Origin of the sequence: Halorubrum distributum JCM 10118 (assembly GCF_000337335.1) — an archaeon.
GTDB lineage: Archaea > Halobacteriota > Halobacteria > Halobacteriales > Haloferacaceae > Halorubrum > Halorubrum distributum.
The window spans coordinates 106,530-120,229 of the sequence record NZ_AOJN01000023.1 but is presented as its reverse complement, the minus strand read 5'-3'; the positions used below and the strand labels follow the sequence as shown (position 1 = coordinate 120,229).

13 protein-coding genes are annotated in these 13,700 nt (G+C 70.8%); 4 read left to right on the top strand and 9 right to left on the bottom strand.

Annotated features, from left to right (window positions below):
- Positions 1–9: 9 nt before the first annotated feature.
- The 3 genes from cruF to C466_RS04605 are packed head-to-tail and all read right to left on the bottom strand — an operon-like array spanning position 10 to position 3,388.
- Positions 10–951 carry a bisanhydrobacterioruberin hydratase gene (cruF, locus tag C466_RS04615; RefSeq protein ID WP_004599003.1) on the bottom strand — a complete coding sequence of 314 codons (942 nt, stop codon included), beginning with the start codon at positions 949–951 and terminating at the stop codon, positions 10–12.
- Positions 948–1,889, bottom strand: a complete 942-nt coding sequence (locus tag C466_RS04610; RefSeq protein ID WP_004599001.1) for a prenyltransferase — start codon at positions 1,887–1,889, stop codon at positions 948–950. The genes cruF and C466_RS04610 overlap by 4 nt, the downstream gene beginning before the upstream one ends.
- On the bottom strand, positions 1,886–3,388 hold the full coding sequence (locus tag C466_RS04605) for a phytoene desaturase family protein (RefSeq protein ID WP_004598999.1): 1,503 nt from the start codon (positions 3,386–3,388) through the stop codon (positions 1,886–1,888). The genes C466_RS04610 and C466_RS04605 overlap by 4 nt, the downstream gene beginning before the upstream one ends.
- 157 nt (positions 3,389–3,545) lie before the next feature.
- On the opposite strand from C466_RS04605, the gene C466_RS04600 reads away from it, so the two are divergent.
- A complete protein-coding gene (locus tag C466_RS04600) occupies positions 3,546–4,319 on the top strand; it encodes an SDR family oxidoreductase (protein WP_004598997.1) in 774 nt (257 codons plus the stop codon).
- A gap of 613 nt (positions 4,320–4,932) precedes the next feature.
- Positions 4,933–5,784, top strand: a complete 852-nt coding sequence (locus tag C466_RS04595) for an SDR family oxidoreductase (protein WP_004598996.1) — start codon at positions 4,933–4,935, stop codon at positions 5,782–5,784.
- A 34-nt stretch (positions 5,785–5,818) separates the two neighbouring features.
- On the opposite strand, the gene thiE is transcribed toward C466_RS04595, so the two are convergent.
- The gene (gene thiE, locus C466_RS04590) at positions 5,819–6,451 is read right to left on the bottom strand and encodes a thiamine phosphate synthase (RefSeq protein ID WP_004598994.1); all 633 of its coding nucleotides are present in this window, start codon (positions 6,449–6,451) and stop codon (positions 5,819–5,821) included.
- 113 nt (positions 6,452–6,564) lie between these two features.
- Between thiE and C466_RS04585 the strand changes: the two genes are divergently transcribed.
- Positions 6,565–8,016: an MATE family efflux transporter gene (locus C466_RS04585; RefSeq protein ID WP_004598993.1), complete on the top strand. Its 1,452-nt coding sequence runs from the start codon at positions 6,565–6,567 to the stop codon at positions 8,014–8,016.
- A gap of 3 nt (positions 8,017–8,019) precedes the next feature.
- On the opposite strand, the gene C466_RS04580 is transcribed toward C466_RS04585, so the two are convergent.
- The gene (locus C466_RS04580) at positions 8,020–8,880 is read right to left on the bottom strand and encodes a mechanosensitive ion channel family protein (protein ID WP_004598991.1); all 861 of its coding nucleotides are present in this window, start codon (positions 8,878–8,880) and stop codon (positions 8,020–8,022) included.
- Between the two features lie 95 nt (positions 8,881–8,975).
- The gene (gene cofG, locus C466_RS04575; protein WP_004598989.1) at positions 8,976–10,139 is read right to left on the bottom strand and encodes a 7,8-didemethyl-8-hydroxy-5-deazariboflavin synthase subunit CofG; all 1,164 of its coding nucleotides are present in this window, start codon (positions 10,137–10,139) and stop codon (positions 8,976–8,978) included.
- Positions 10,140–10,329: 190 nt separating this feature from the next.
- On the opposite strand from cofG, the gene C466_RS04570 reads away from it, so the two are divergent.
- Positions 10,330–10,725 (top strand): hypothetical protein, encoded by a 396-nt coding sequence (locus C466_RS04570; RefSeq protein WP_049908428.1) that lies wholly within the window; start codon positions 10,330–10,332, stop codon positions 10,723–10,725.
- A gap of 63 nt (positions 10,726–10,788) precedes the next feature.
- On the opposite strand, the gene cofC is transcribed toward C466_RS04570, so the two are convergent.
- The 3 genes from cofC to C466_RS04555 all read right to left on the bottom strand — a co-directional run bounded on the left by cofC (position 10,789) and on the right by C466_RS04555 (position 13,639).
- Positions 10,789–11,436, bottom strand: a complete 648-nt coding sequence (gene cofC, locus C466_RS04565; RefSeq protein ID WP_004598985.1) for a 2-phospho-L-lactate guanylyltransferase — start codon at positions 11,434–11,436, stop codon at positions 10,789–10,791.
- Between the two features lie 18 nt (positions 11,437–11,454).
- Positions 11,455–12,633, bottom strand: a complete 1,179-nt coding sequence (locus C466_RS04560; RefSeq protein ID WP_193366042.1) for a tubulin/FtsZ family protein — start codon at positions 12,631–12,633, stop codon at positions 11,455–11,457.
- Positions 12,634–12,742: 109 nt separating this feature from the next.
- A complete protein-coding gene (locus C466_RS04555; RefSeq protein WP_004598982.1) occupies positions 12,743–13,639 on the bottom strand; it encodes a complex I NDUFA9 subunit family protein in 897 nt (298 codons plus the stop codon).
- Positions 13,640–13,700: the final 61 nt, after the last annotated feature.

Below are 13,700 nucleotides of genomic sequence, written 5' to 3'. Positions count from 1 at the left end.
GGCGGGAGCCTACGACCGCCGCCACTCGGTGAACAGCCGCGTGTCGAACCGGTCGGCGCGGACGAGGCCGACGCCGAACGCGGCCGCGACCGCCGCGGGCAGGAGGTTCCCGAACCAGACGTTGATTCCGCCCCAGAGGATCACGAAGCTCACCATGTCGTCGAGCATGAACTCGCAGTCCCGGAGGCGCTCGCGGATCCCCGCCGCGGCGAAGGCGCGGTCGAGCGTGACCACTGCGACGACCGCGGACAGCACCCACCCGGCGTAGTTCGAGAGGGGGACGCCGTAGAACGCCCCGCCGCCGAAGTCCCAGAAGCCGAGCGACACCGCGCCGGGGTCCAAGACGACGTCCATCGCGACGACGACCGGGATCACCGTCGCCAGCCGGACCCACACGCTGTCGGCCCGCGACCCGAGCAGCAGCAGGCAGAGCAGGTAGGCGTTCATCACGAGCGGGATGAAGAAGACGGGGAGCGCGACCGGCACGCCCCCGAGCATCGGCCCGAGGTCGACTGTGTACGCGAACTCCCCGTACGGCCACCCGGTCGCGACGCCGACCCCTTCGATGAGGTACGTGTACGCGGTCAGCACGCCGATCCAGCCGAGCGCGCGGCGGTCGATCGTCGGCAACACGCCCACGACCAGCGGCGAGCGCATCACGATCACGCCGAACAGCACGAACCACGGGTGGAACGCGAACGGCTCCGGCACCCACCCCTCGGCGCTGCCGACGAGCGCGATCGCCCCGACGAGCGGGAAGACGACCGCGATGGTGAAGCGGTTCTCGCGGACGAGTCGGTCGAACAGGGCCTCCGCCTCGCGGCGCGTGTCGGGCGCGCGCTCGCGGAGGTCGTCGAGCCCGGAGGGGGTCGTCGCGGCGGCGGCGCCTCCGGTCGCCCCGTCCCCTGCCGAGCCGCCCTCGGCCGATCCCCCGCCGTCGCCGTCGGTCACGGCAGCGCCTCCCAGAGCGGGTACACCCGCCAGAGGCCGCCCATCGACAGCAGCGTGCCGACGACGGTGTTGAGCGCCGGGAACCACCAGTAGGCGCGGTCGACCGAGACCGACGAGCGCGCAACCCACGCGACGAAGACCGGGTACACCCCGAGCAGGGCGCCGAGCCGCGGGTCGACGAGCCAGAACGCGGCGGCCGCGGCGGTCCACGCCGCGAAGCAGTAGCCGTACGTGCGCCCCTCGCCGAGGAACGTCGCGGTCGTGTCGATCCCCGCCGCCCGGTCCGGTTCGATGTCGGGGATCGCGGAGAACGTGTGCATCCCCATCGTCCAGAGCCACGCGCCGGCGAGCGCCGCGAGCGGCGGGTGCGCTCCCGCGACGGTCGCGTACGCCGCCGCGCCCGGCAGGGCGTACAGCCCGTTCGACAGCGAGTCGAGGAACGGCGTCGTCTTGAAGCGGGCGGGCGGCGCGCTGTAGCCGACCGCGAGGACGAGGAACCCGAGCAGGTACGGCCACGCGACGCGGGGCGTGATCGCGAGCGTCGCGAGTCCGAGGAGGCCCGACGCGACGACGGCGGCGATCACGAACCGGCTCCCTCGCCAGCGCGCCTCGCGGCCCTCCTTCTTCGGATTCAGCACGTCGATGTCGGCGTCGAACACGTCGTTGACGCCGTAGAGGAACACGTTCGCGGGGACGAGGAAGTAGGCGGCGAGCGCGATCGTGACGGGCGTGAACAGTCCGCTCACGGCGTCGATGCCGTAGGTGACGCCGACCGCGACGGGGCCGGCGAGGTACAGCCAGAAGCGCGGCCGCGACAGCACAAACAGGTAGCGGAGCCCTTCGCTCCCGGTCCCGGCGGGCCGCTCCCGATCCTCCCCGGGGGAGTGAGGCTGCTCGTCCTCGGCGGATCGGTTCTGGTCGCTCACGGCGGAGATCACACGTCGTCGTCGGCCATCGCTTCCGCGGTCAGCCCCCCGCTGATGAGGCACATCGGGACGCCGATGCCGGGCGTCGTCGTCGACCCCGTGAAGTAGAGCCCGTCGACCGCGTCGGAGGTGTGCGGCGGGCGGAGCAGCGAGGTCTGGGTGAGCGTGTGCGCTAAGCCGAGCGCGCTGCCCGCGTAGCTGTTGTACCGGTCCGCGAAGTCGTCGACGGAGAACGTCTCCTCGACGACGATCCGGCCGCGGAGGTCGGTGTCGGTGTTCTCGGCGATGTCGTCGATGACGAGGTCGCGGTAGCGGTTGCGGATCTCCGGGGTGTCCGCAAGGCCGGGCGCGATCGGAACGAGCGCGAAGAGGTTGCTGTGGCCCTCCGGCGCGACCGTGTCGTCGGTCTTCGAGGGGACGCAGAGGTAGTAGGCGGGGTCGTCTGGCCACTCGGGGTCGTCGAAGATCTGCGCGAAGTGCCCGTCCCAGTCGGTGGGGAGGACGAGCGTGTGGTGTTCGAGGTTCGGCACGTCGCCCTCAACGCCGAGGTACAGCAGGAACGCGGAGGGGGCGTACGTCCGCGACTCCCAGTACTCCTCGGTGTACTGCCGCTTGCGCTCGGGCAGCAGCTCCTGTTCCGTGTGCGCGTAGTCGGCGTCGGAGACGACGCGGTCGGCGAGGTAGCGCTCGCCGTTCTCGGTGTCGACCGCGAAGGCGCCGTACCGCCCCTCGATGCCGGTCACCTCGGCGTCGGTGACGAACTCGACGCCGAGCTCCTCGGCGAGCTCGACGATGCCGTCGACGACGGCGCCGATCCCGCCCTCGGGGTAGTAGACGCCCATGTTGTAGTCGACGTGGCTCATCAGGTTGTACAGCGCCGGCGTGTTCGTCGGCGAGCCGCCGAGGAACACGAGCGTGTACTGCATCAGCTGCTGGAGCTTCGGGTGGTCGAAGTAGTCCTCGACGTGCCCCTGCATCTTGCCCAAAAGCGAGAGCCCCCACGAGTAGCGGAGGACGTCTTTGTCCACGTAGTCGCGCAGCCGCGGGCGGTCCTCGTACACGAAGTGCTCCATCCCGATCTCGTAGGTGCGCTGCGACTCCTCGAGGTACGCGTCGAACGCCTCGCCCGCGCCGGGCTCGTACGACTCGAATATCTCCCTGTTCTCCTCGCGGTCCGGCAGCACGTCGACCTTGTCCCCGTCCTTCCAGAACACCCGGTAGTGCGGGTCGAGCCGCTCCAGCTCGTAGAACTCGTCGGGCGACCGGCCGAAGTGACCGAAGAACCGCTCGAACACGTCCGGCATCAGGTACCACGACGGCCCCATGTCGAACCGGAAGCCGTCGACTTCGAGCCGGCTGGCGCGCCCGCCGAGCTGCTCGTTCTTCTCCAGCAGCGTGACGTCCGCGCCGGCGTCCGCGAGGTAACAGGCCGTCGAGAGGCCGCCGAATCCGCCGCCGATCACGACGACGGACTCGCCGGCGACGCCGTCGATGTCCGGGACCACGTCCATACGCGATCGTAGGAGCGGCGACGGTATAAATCCGGTCAGACGCGCCGCGGAAACGTCCCGAACGTGTCCGGGATGCCGGGCGAGGCGGGAGACCCGCTCCGCCGGTCCCGACGCGAGTGGATACCACTAAGTCGCCGACGCGCGTACCGGGTTCCACATGGACCTGACGGTCGCGATCACCGGCGCAACGAGCGGGATCGGGAGAGCCGTCGCCGAGGCGTTCGTCGACGAGGGGGCGTTCGTCGCCGTCTCCGGACGCGACGGCGCGGCCGTCGATCGCACCGTCGCGGCGCTGAACGGCGAGGGCGACGACGCGGGCGACACGGAGGCTTCCGAAGACGGCGACGGCTCGGACGGAGACGAGGCCGACGAGACCGCGGCCGAGCGCGGCACCGCGTGGGGCGACCGGGTCGACGTGCGCGACGAGTTCGACCTCGAACGCTTCTTCGAGCGCATCGCTCGCGAGGCCGGCCCGGTCGACGTCGTGTTCGCGAACGCCGGCGTGTTCCACGGCGCGCCGGGCGAGAGCCCGACGACCGAGCTCTCGTACGCCGACTACGACGACACGATGCGCACGAACGCGCGCGGCGTGTTCGCGACGATCACCGAGGCCGTCCCCCACCTCGCCGACGACGCGCGCGTCGTCGTCCCGTCGGGCGCGGTCGCGGCCGAGTCGAAGCCCGGGATGGGCGCGTACGCGGTGTCGAAGGCGGCCGCCGAGGCGGTCGCGCGCGGCTTCGCCGCGGACCTCGACGCGACGGTCGGCGTCGTCGACCCCGGCCTCGTCGCCACCGACCTCACCGGGAAGGAGCGCGCCCGCGACCCCGAGAGCGTCGCGCCGCTTTTCGTCTGGGCCGCCACCGAGGCGCCCGCCGAGGACCTGAACGGCGAGCGGCTGGGACTTCGGGAGTGGAAGTCCGCGACGCGATGAGTGTGGATTTCCGCCGAATCGGCGACAAAGGTTGGGAAAGTCTCAGCCGTTTGTTTATAAATGATTGCTGACGGAGCGACGGGAGACACCTCCAAAGCCCCAGCCGCTCAGTTATAAACATCCGTCCGCAGATCGGCGACGGGAGACACCTCCAAAGCCCCAGTTGCTCAGTTATAAACATCCGTCCGCAGATCGCCGGCGAACACCTCCAAAGCCCCAGCCGCTCAGTTATAAACATCCGTCCGCAGATCGGCGACGAACACCTCCAAAGCCCCAGCCGCGAGGCGGGCGCACGCTCGCTGCGCTCCTCGCTCGCGTTGCTCGCTGCGGTGCTTACGTCGCCTGCGCCCGCCTCGCGGCTGCCCCTTTGAGTCCCGCCCCGCACAGCGACCGCACCTCACACCTCCCCAGCCTCGTCGCTGGCGCCGATGGCGCCAGCGACTCCCTCGCGCGTGCTCCTCGCGGCCGCCTCCGGCGGCCACTCGGAGGCACGCGCCACCGCGGTTGTTATTTATAAACAGATGTCGCCGCCGCTCCTCGGTATTTAAATACCACATCGTCGATTCCGCGCTCGACCACCGAGAATTATCCCGCGGCCGGTCGAAGGTGGGGTATGCCACTCGCGGACCCCGACCTCTCGGGCTCGACGGCGTTCATCACCGGAACGACTCGCGGCATCGGCAAACAGCTAGCGCTCGCGCTCGCCGACCACGGGTGTAACATCGTCTCGACGGGCAAGACGACGGACGACGACGACTCCGAGCTGGCGGGATCGATCGAGCAGACGGCCCGCGAAGTGCGCGAGCGCGGGCCCGAAGCGCTCGCGCTCGAACTCGACCTCCGCGACGAGGACCGGGTCGACGAAGTCGTTGAGGAGGCGATCGATCGCTTCGGCGAGGTCGACATCGTCATCAACAACGCGAGCGCGATCCAGCTGGCGAACGTCGCCGACCTGCCGGCCGACCGCTTCGACCTCCTGACCGACGTGAACGTCCGCGGGACGCACCTCGTCGCGCACGCCTTCGCCGACCACCTCGCGGACCTCGACGAGGCGTGGCTGCTGACGAACGCCCCGCCGGTCACGACCGACCGCTCGCCGGGCAAGGCGCCGTACGCGTGGTCGAAGCTCGGGATGTCGTTCGTCACGCTCTCGCTCGCCGAGGAGCTGGCGAGCGACGACGTCGGCTGCAACACCTTCTGGCCGGTGACGACGATCGACACCCGCGCGACGCGCTACTTCGGGCTCGGCACCGAGGACGACTGGCGCACCCCCGAGGTCGTCTCCGACGCGGTCCTCGAGATCCTCGCGCGCGACCCGGCGGAGTGCACGGGCGAGAGCTTCTACGACGAAGAGCTCCTCCGCGAGGCTGGCGTCACCGACTTCTCGGAGTACAACCTCACCGAGGGCGACCCGGCGCCGATGTCGGCGCGGCTGTTCGCCCCCGAGTTCGAACGCGAGTGGTGAACGAGCCGGACGCGTCGGTCCGGCCGCGTTCGCCTCACTCCGTCACCGCCTCCCGGATCGCCGCGGTCGCCGCCGCCGGGTCCTCGGCGGCCGTGATCGCCGACAGGACCGCGACGCCGGTCGCGCCCGCCGCAACCACCGGCGCCGCGTTCCCCGCGTCGATGCCGCCGATCCCGATCACGGGTATCTCGACCGCGTCGGCGACCGCGGCGATCCGCTCGACGCCGATCCCGTTCCGGTCGCCGGAGACGTCCTTCGAGTCGGTGCCGTAGACGGCGCCGACGCCGAGGTAGTCCGCGCCCGCGGCCTCGGCCGCCTCGGCCTGTTCGACCGTCGAGGCCGAGACGCCGACGACGGCCTCCTCGCCCAGCTGTTCGCGGGCGACCGCGACCGGGAGGTCCGACTGCCCGAGGTGGACGCCGTCGGCGTCGACCGCGGCGGCGAGGTCGATCCGGTCGTTCACCACGAGCGGGACGCCCGCCTCGGCGGTCAGCTCGCGGAGCCGAAGCCCCGTCTCGTAGCGCTCCCGCGCACTCGCCGCTTTGTCGCGGAGCTGGACGACGTCAACGCCACCGTCCAGCGCGGCCGCGACCACCTCCGGCGTCGTGCGCCCCGCGGAGCGGCTCGTCGCCGTGACGAGATACGTCTGCCACCCGCCGATATTCATGCGTGGTACAAGCGGATAGTCAGGTAAAAACGGTTGCGCTCCGCGGACGGGCGAGCCCGGGGACGCGGGTCGGACGGACAGACACAAGCCCGCCCGGTCCGTACCGCGGTCCAATGTTATCCCGGCTCCGGAACGGCGCCGTCCGCGTCGGCGAGGCGGTCGCGGGCGCTCTCGACCGGGCCGGCGTCATCGACCGATCGCGGCTCGACGAGACGATGGGACTCGCGTGGCCCAGGATCGTGACGGGGTTCGCGATCATGTCGAAGAACACCGTCGACCTCGCCGTGATCGGGTACGCGCTCGGCGTCTCGGCGGTCGCCGGGCTCGGGTACGCCTTCGCGTTCTGGCAGCTCGCGAAGTTCGTCTCCATCGGACTCGCGGGCGGCACCGTCTCGCTCGTCTCGCAGAACTACGGCGGCGACGAGAGCGAGCGGGCGGGATTGGTCGTCAAGCAGTCGCTGCTCGTGGCCGCGCTGCTCGTCGCGCCGATCGTCGCGGGCTACGTCCTCGGCGCGGAGCGGCTGATCGGCCTCGTCGGCGGCGACGGGGCGGCGCTGTCCGCGGGGACGACCTACCTCGTCGTGACGGCGCCAGCGCTCGCCTTCGAGTTCTTCAACATGATCGCCAGCCGGACGTACGCCGGCGTCGGCGACACCCGCACCCCGATGGTCGCGCGCGCCGGCGGCGCGATGCTGAACGTCGTCCTCACGACGTGGCTCGTCCTCGGCGCGGGACTGGGCGTGTTCGGCGCGGGGCTCGGCACCGCGGTCTCCATCGCCGCCGTCGGGCTCGTCCTCGCGTGGGGGATGACCGGGCGCTCGTACTTCGGCCGCGGCGCCTCGCCCGTGCCGGTCGGCGTTTCCGGGCCGTGGCTCGACGCGGGGCTCACCCGACAGCTGCTCCGCGTGTCCGCACCGCTCATCGCGCGGCGGGTTGCCGAGGGTGTCGTCGTCTTCCCCCTCCTCTGGATCGCGTCGTCGTTCGGCTCCGCGACGGTCGCCGCCCTGGAGGTCGGCCGCCGCGTCAGGGCCCTGCTCGGCTCCTTCAGCTGGGGGTTCTCGATCGCCGCGAGCACGCTCGTCGGCCAGCGGCTCGGCGCGGGCGAGGAGTCGCTCGCGACCGCGTACGGCCGCGACGTGATCGCCCTGTCTGCGGTCGTCTACGTCCTCGCGTCGGCCGCCGTGATCGCCGCCGCCGCGCCGATCGCCGGCGTGTTCGTCGACGACCCGGCCGCGGTGAGCGCGACGGCGGCGTTCGTCGTCGCCGCCGCGGTCTCGGCGGTCCCGCTCGGCGTCGACGGCTCGATCACGGGGTCGCTGCGCGGCGCGGGCGACACGCGGTGGCCCTTCGTCGCGTCGATGATCGGGCTGTACGCGTTCGCGCTCCCGGTCGCGCTGGTCGGGCTCGTCACGCCGCTCGGCGTCGGCGGCCTCTACGCGGCGCTGGTGGCGGAGAAGCTCGTGCCGGCCGGACTGAACGGCTACCGGTTCCGCTCGAACCGCTGGCAGGCGGTCAGCCGGCAGTACCGGCCCGACGCGGGCGACGCGGAGGAAGAGGTCGGGTGAGGCCTACTCGTCGGCGGCGACGTCCTCGATCACTTCGACGCTCCCGGTGAGCTGCCGGTGGACGTACGGCATGTCGATGCCGGCGTCGTCGAACGCCTCCTTCACCGCGGTGACGTACTCGGAGCGCACGCGGACGAAGTCGCCGCGGTCGGGGTCGGCGATCCACCAGCGCGACTGGAGCCCGACGGCCGAGTCGCCGAGCTCGACGAGCCGGACCGAGACGCCGGGGTCGTCGAGGATCTCCTCGTGGGCCTCGGCCTTCTCGACGATGATGTCGGTCGCCGTCTCGATGTCGTCGTCGTACCCGATCCCGAAGACGAACTTCTGTCGGAGCGTGTCGTAGGCGACGGGGTTCGTCACCGCGCTGTTCGCGAGGTCGCCGTTCGGCACCGTCACCAGCTCGTTGTCGAACGTCCGGACCCGCGAGACGCGAAGGTCGATCTCCTCGACGCGACCGGAGTTGCCGCCCCACTCGATCCAGTCGCCGACCGCGAACGGCTTGTCCTTGAGGATGAACACGCCGGCGACGAAGTTCCCGAGGAGGTCCTGCGCGGCGAAGCCGACCGCGAGCGCGATGGCGCCGCCGAACACCGCGAACGCCGAGAGGAAGCTCCCGTAGCCGGCCACGGCGAAGCCGATCGCGATCGCGGCCACCCAGATGACGGCGTTGAGGACGTTCGTCCCGAGGCTCAACACGGCCTCGTCGAACCCGCGCGACCTGACGACCCGCCGGAGCCCGGGAATCAGGACGAGTCTTCCGAGCAACAACACGGCGAGGAAGCCGGCGACGAACCGGAGCGCCGTGGTCGCGAGCGCCGCCACGTCGACCGCGTTCGTGATCGCGTCGAACTGTAAGGGAGCCATCAGAGACTCTTTCACGAGACTATATAAAGAAGCTACTGGCAGCGCGGTTGTTTACGTCCGGCGCGAGGCGTCGATCGCCCCGAAGCGGCGGCGCGTCAGTCGCTCCGAACCGCGAGCGGCCCGTCGCCGCGCGCGACCGCTCGCAGCCGGCGCCCGTGGACGTCGTCCGCGGCGATCCGTTCTCGGACCGTCGGCGGGATCCACGCCTCGCGACCGTCGGGCTCCGGGGCGGGGTCGACGCCCGCGGGCCGGATTTCGTCAGGGAGGAACCGCGCGTACGTCGGGAGGCGCTCGCGGAGGGGGACGCCGCCGGCGTCCGCCACCGCTTCGAGCTCCCCGTGGTCTGGCCACTCGTACGCCGGGTTGATGTAGTCGTCCGTCACCGGCGAGACGCCGCCCAGGTCGTCGATCCCGCAGTCGACGAGGTCCGCCGCCGGCGAGAGGTTCGGCGGCACCTGAACCGACACCTCGGGCGGGAGCGCCGCGCGGGCCATCGCCACGACTCGGCGCATCGTCGCGAGGTCGGGCTTCGGGAAGTCGGAGCGCTCGTTGGGGACGACGTTCTGGACGATGACCTCCTGGACGTGACCGTGTCGCTCGTGGAGCTCGCGGATCGCGAGCAGGCTCTCGGCGCGGTCGCGCCAGTCCTCCCCGATCCCGACCAAGATTCCGGTGGTGAACGGGACGCCCTGCCGACCCGCCGCGCGGATCGTGTTGAGCCGCTGGCCGGGCGTCTTCCGGCGGCCACCGCTGTGCGCGTCGACGTCGGCGGTCGTCTCCAGCATGACGCCCATCGACGCGTTCACCTCGCGGAGGTCGGCGAACTGGCCCTCGGTCAGGTCGCCGGGGTTCGAGTGGGGGAGCAGCCCCTCCTCCAAGGCGATCTCGCAGGCGCGGTAGAGGTAGTCGTGGACCGAGTCGAACCCCCACTCCGCGAGCGTCTCGTGGATCTCGGTGTACCGCTCGTCGGGCTCGTCGCCGAAGGTGAAAAGCGCCTCCGTACAGCCCGCGTCGGCGCCGACGCGGCACTGCTCGCGCACCTCCTCGGGCGACAGGAGCGACGCCTCGCCGGGCACGTCGTAGTAGGTACAGTACGTACAGGAGTACCGGCACGCCGTCGTGAGCGGGATGAAGACGTTGCGCGCGAAGGTGAGCCGGTCGGCCGCGTCGACGTCGGTCGGGCGGACCGAGAGCAGCCGCTCGACCGCCCGCTCGTCGACCGTCACGTCGACGTCGTACTCGTCGGCTCCGGCGAACACGGCCGTCACTCGCGGTCGGCGTTTAAAAAGAATCGCGGTTGCGGATCCCTCGACGACACCGGATCCGGTTACGCCGCGGCCGGCCGACACGGGTCGGACAACAGAGCCGGCCTCCGCGCGAGAGGGGACGCGCGGTTCGGGTCGGAAGCGAGCCGAAAGCCGATAACCCGCGTCTCTCGACGATGAAGCCATGCCCTCCCGACGATCCGCGCTTCGGGCAGCTGGTGCCGCCGCGGCCGGTGCCTTCGCCGGCTGTTCGCGGCTCCGATCGCGCGGCGCTCGAATCGACGTGACCGTGTTCAACCAGACGGACGCACCCTACACCGTCGAAGTAGCGTTCTACGGCGACGACGGTGCGACGGAGGCCGCGGCGAGAGCGTTCAGTTCGTCGTTCGACGTCGGGCCCGACGGGGAGGCGACGGCCGAGGGGGTCGTCGACGCGGGACGGTATCTCGTCCGCTATCGCGCGTACGAAGAGAACTCGACGCTGACCGACGAGGGCCACGTTCACTTCGTCCCGTCGGGGGACGAGACGGAGGCCCTTCTCTTCGACATCCAAGAAACGGGCGAGTTGACTCGGCGGTGACCTCACTGTCGCGTCACTGACCGCGGACGGGGCGGGAGGCGCGCGGCGCGGTTCGGCGGCGCCTCACTCTCGAACCGCCGCCACGCGCCCCTCTTCCGCGTCGAGCGCGAAGCCGGCCTCGCGGAGCCACGCCGCGGCCCGCCCCTCGGCGTGGATCAGCACCTCCGCGAGGTCGGCCGGCTCGTCGACGTCGGTGCCGAGCCGATGGGAGTCGACCGTCCTGAACGCCGCGTCGATTTCGCTCGCGATCTCGCGGTGGTCGAGGTACGACGCGCCGTGGTAGTCCACCTGGAACTCCGGGTGCGAGGCCACGAACGCGTTCGTGCCGCCGCCGCGGCCCGGCGCCACGGCCACGTCCGCGTCGCGGCCGGCCTCGAACAGGCGGTCGAGCGCGGCCGGCGTCGCGAGCGCGAGGTCGGCCATCACGACGGCGACCGGCTCAACTGCTCCTCCGCGTTCGCTGTCCGCTCCCAGCCGCGCGTCCAGCGCCGCGTTCACCGCGTCTGTCAGCGGGCGGTCGTCGACGGTGACCGGCGAGTCGACGTCGACCGGGTCGGTGGCGAGGACGCGCGGCTCGCCGTCGGCGGCCGCGACCGCGTCGAGTACGTCGTCGAGCATCGCTCTCGCGAAGTCACGTCGCTCGTCGGGCGAGAGGACATCGGAGAGTCGCGACTTCGGGCGGTCGGTCGAAAAGGGGACGATGACCTCCATCGCAGCGGACGGCGGGCCCTAGAACAGGGATTCCAGCTCGTCGCTGTCGTCGCTGACGAGCTCGTCGAGGTTCTCGTCGCTCTCCTCGCGGATCTCGTCGAGGTTGTCCTGCGCCTCGATGGCGACCTGCTGGAGCTCCTTGATCCGCGGGACGTTCGTGACGCCCGCGAGCAGGATGACGGTCGCGACGAAGCCGGCGCCGCGGTACGGGTAGTCCCCGCCCCGGACCTCCATCGAGCCGGTCTGCTCTTCGAGCCACTTCCGCCCGCGCTCGATACCCTTCCGGTTGAGGTACTCCGGCGGGCCAGCGAGCACGAGGAGTGCGCGCTCGGCGCCCTCGATCTCGCAGGGGAGCGTGAGCCGGCCGAGCGCCGCCTTGCGCACGAGGCTGGTGATCCGGTTCGTGGTGTGGGCGCTGTCGAGCTCCTCGTCGTCGCCGTCGTCGCGCAGCCGCGAGAGCAGGCCGCCCGAGGAGCGCTCCTCGACCTCCTCCTCCGCGTAGCCGACCGTGGAGACGCCGCCGCCGGAGAGCGTGTTGATGATCTCCGAGGAGTCGACGACGCTCTCGGCGACCTCCTGGCCCTGCTGGATCTCGCCGGCGCCGAAGAGGATGCCGAACCGCCGGACGATCTCCTCGTTGATCTCTTCGTAGCCGCCCTGGACGGACTCGCCCGTCTTCCGCCAGGCGTCGTTGTCGAACACCATCAGGTTGTCCACCTCGCGGACGAACGTCTGGAACGAACGGGCCGCGTTGAGGGGGTAGATGCCCCCCTCGTCGCTGCCCGGCAGGATGCCGAGCCCGTAGACCGGCTCGGTGTAGATCCGCTTGAGGTGTTTCGCGAGCACCGGCGCGCCGCCGGAGCCCGTCCCGCCGCCGAGCCCGGCGACGACGAGGAAGGCGTCGACCTCGTGGACCGGGATCGAGTCGATCGCCCCCTGGACCTCGTCGATGTCCTCCTCGGCGATCTCCGCGCCCAGTTCGTTGTCAGCGCCGACGCCGTGGCCCTTCACGCGCGACTGGCCGATGAGGACGCGCTGGTCCTCGGCGATGTGTTCGAGCCCCATGAGGTCCGCCTTCGCCGTGTTGACGGCCGCTGCGGCCCGAACGATCTCGGAGCCCGTCCGCTTATCGTACTCCAAGAACTTGTCGACGACTTTGCCCCCCGCCTGTCCGAATCCGATCATTGCGAGTTTCATCGTGTGCTCCCTCCGCGTTTGAACTGAACAGAACGTGATCTCGTATATAAGCCTTCGGTTGCGGTTACCAGCGTTGAGATTAGGACAGTTGACACGTTCGTTCTCCGGCTCATCGGATCCCGAGGTGTTCGCCGAGCGTGGTCAGTTCGGCCGTGTCGACGCCGAACGCGCCGACGTCGTTGTCGGCGGTCGTGTTGTCGAACTTCAGCGAGCGGTACTGGTCCGCGCCCATCGGGAACCCGGGGACCGCGCCGAGGACCGAGAGGCCTATCTTCGCGAGCGGCATCGGGAGCGGGACGATGGTGACGCCCTTCTTTTCCGCCTCGTAGACGAGGTCCGTCACCTGCCGGAGCGTGAGCACCTCCGGCCCGCCGACCTCGTACGTCTCGCCGGCGTGCTCGTCGTCGGTCACCGCGGCGGCGATCATCGGCACGAGGTCCTCGACGTGGATCGGCTGGAACCGCGTCTTCCCGCCGCCCGGAAGCGGGTACAGCGGGACGCCCGGCGCGAACATCCCCTTCAGCCGCTTGGTGAACGAGACGAACTCCCCGCCCTCGCCGAAGACGACCGAGGGGCGGAATATCGTCCAGTCGAGGCCGCTCTCGCGGACGATCTCCTCGGCCTCGCCCTTCGCGCGGATGTAGGCGGTGTCGCCGTTCGGGTCCGCGCCGAGCGCGCTCAGCTGGACGAAGCCGTCGACCCCGCCGTCCTCGGCCGCGCGGACGAGGTTCTCGGTCCCGCCGCGGTGGATCCGGTCGTGCATCCGGTTGCCGCCGTCCGGTTCGAACAGCGGCGAGAGCGCGACGAGGTTCACGACCGCGTCGTGGCCGTCGACGGCCGACGCGATGGAGTCGTAGTCGGTCACGTCGCCGGTGACGCCCGTCACGCCCTCCGGCGCCTCCTCGGGCGATCGCGAGAGCGCGGTCACCGCGTGGCCGTCGTCCGCGAGCGCGCGACAGAGGTACGACCCGATGAACCCGGTCCCGCCGGCTACCAACACTTTCATGCGAGTCTTATCGCGTGGAAGCCCCGTAAACCTACCGCGGCGTCAGACGCTCTGGAAATTC

What these genes read in the sequence shown, in the direction of transcription:
- C466_RS04580 (WP_004598991.1), bottom strand. Translation starts at nt 8,880, where the DNA reads ATGGCTCCCTTACAGTTCGACGCGATCACGAACGCGGTCGACGTGGCG.
- C466_RS04585 (WP_004598993.1), top strand. Translation starts at nt 6,565, where the DNA reads ATGTTATCCCGGCTCCGGAACGGCGCCGTCCGCGTCGGCGAGGCGGTC.
- cofC (WP_004598985.1), bottom strand. Translation starts at nt 11,436, where the DNA reads ATGGAGGTCATCGTCCCCTTTTCGACCGACCGCCCGAAGTCGCGACTC.
- C466_RS04570 (WP_049908428.1), top strand. Translation starts at nt 10,330, where the DNA reads ATGCCCTCCCGACGATCCGCGCTTCGGGCAGCTGGTGCCGCCGCGGCC.
- C466_RS04555 (WP_004598982.1), bottom strand. Translation starts at nt 13,639, where the DNA reads ATGAAAGTGTTGGTAGCCGGCGGGACCGGGTTCATCGGGTCGTACCTC.
- C466_RS04600 (WP_004598997.1), top strand. Translation starts at nt 3,546, where the DNA reads ATGGACCTGACGGTCGCGATCACCGGCGCAACGAGCGGGATCGGGAGA.
- C466_RS04595 (WP_004598996.1), top strand. Translation starts at nt 4,933, where the DNA reads ATGCCACTCGCGGACCCCGACCTCTCGGGCTCGACGGCGTTCATCACC.
- C466_RS04605 (WP_004598999.1), bottom strand. Translation starts at nt 3,388, where the DNA reads ATGGACGTGGTCCCGGACATCGACGGCGTCGCCGGCGAGTCCGTCGTC.
- thiE (WP_004598994.1), bottom strand. Translation starts at nt 6,451, where the DNA reads ATGAATATCGGCGGGTGGCAGACGTATCTCGTCACGGCGACGAGCCGC.
- C466_RS04560 (WP_193366042.1), bottom strand. Translation starts at nt 12,633, where the DNA reads ATGAAACTCGCAATGATCGGATTCGGACAGGCGGGGGGCAAAGTCGTC.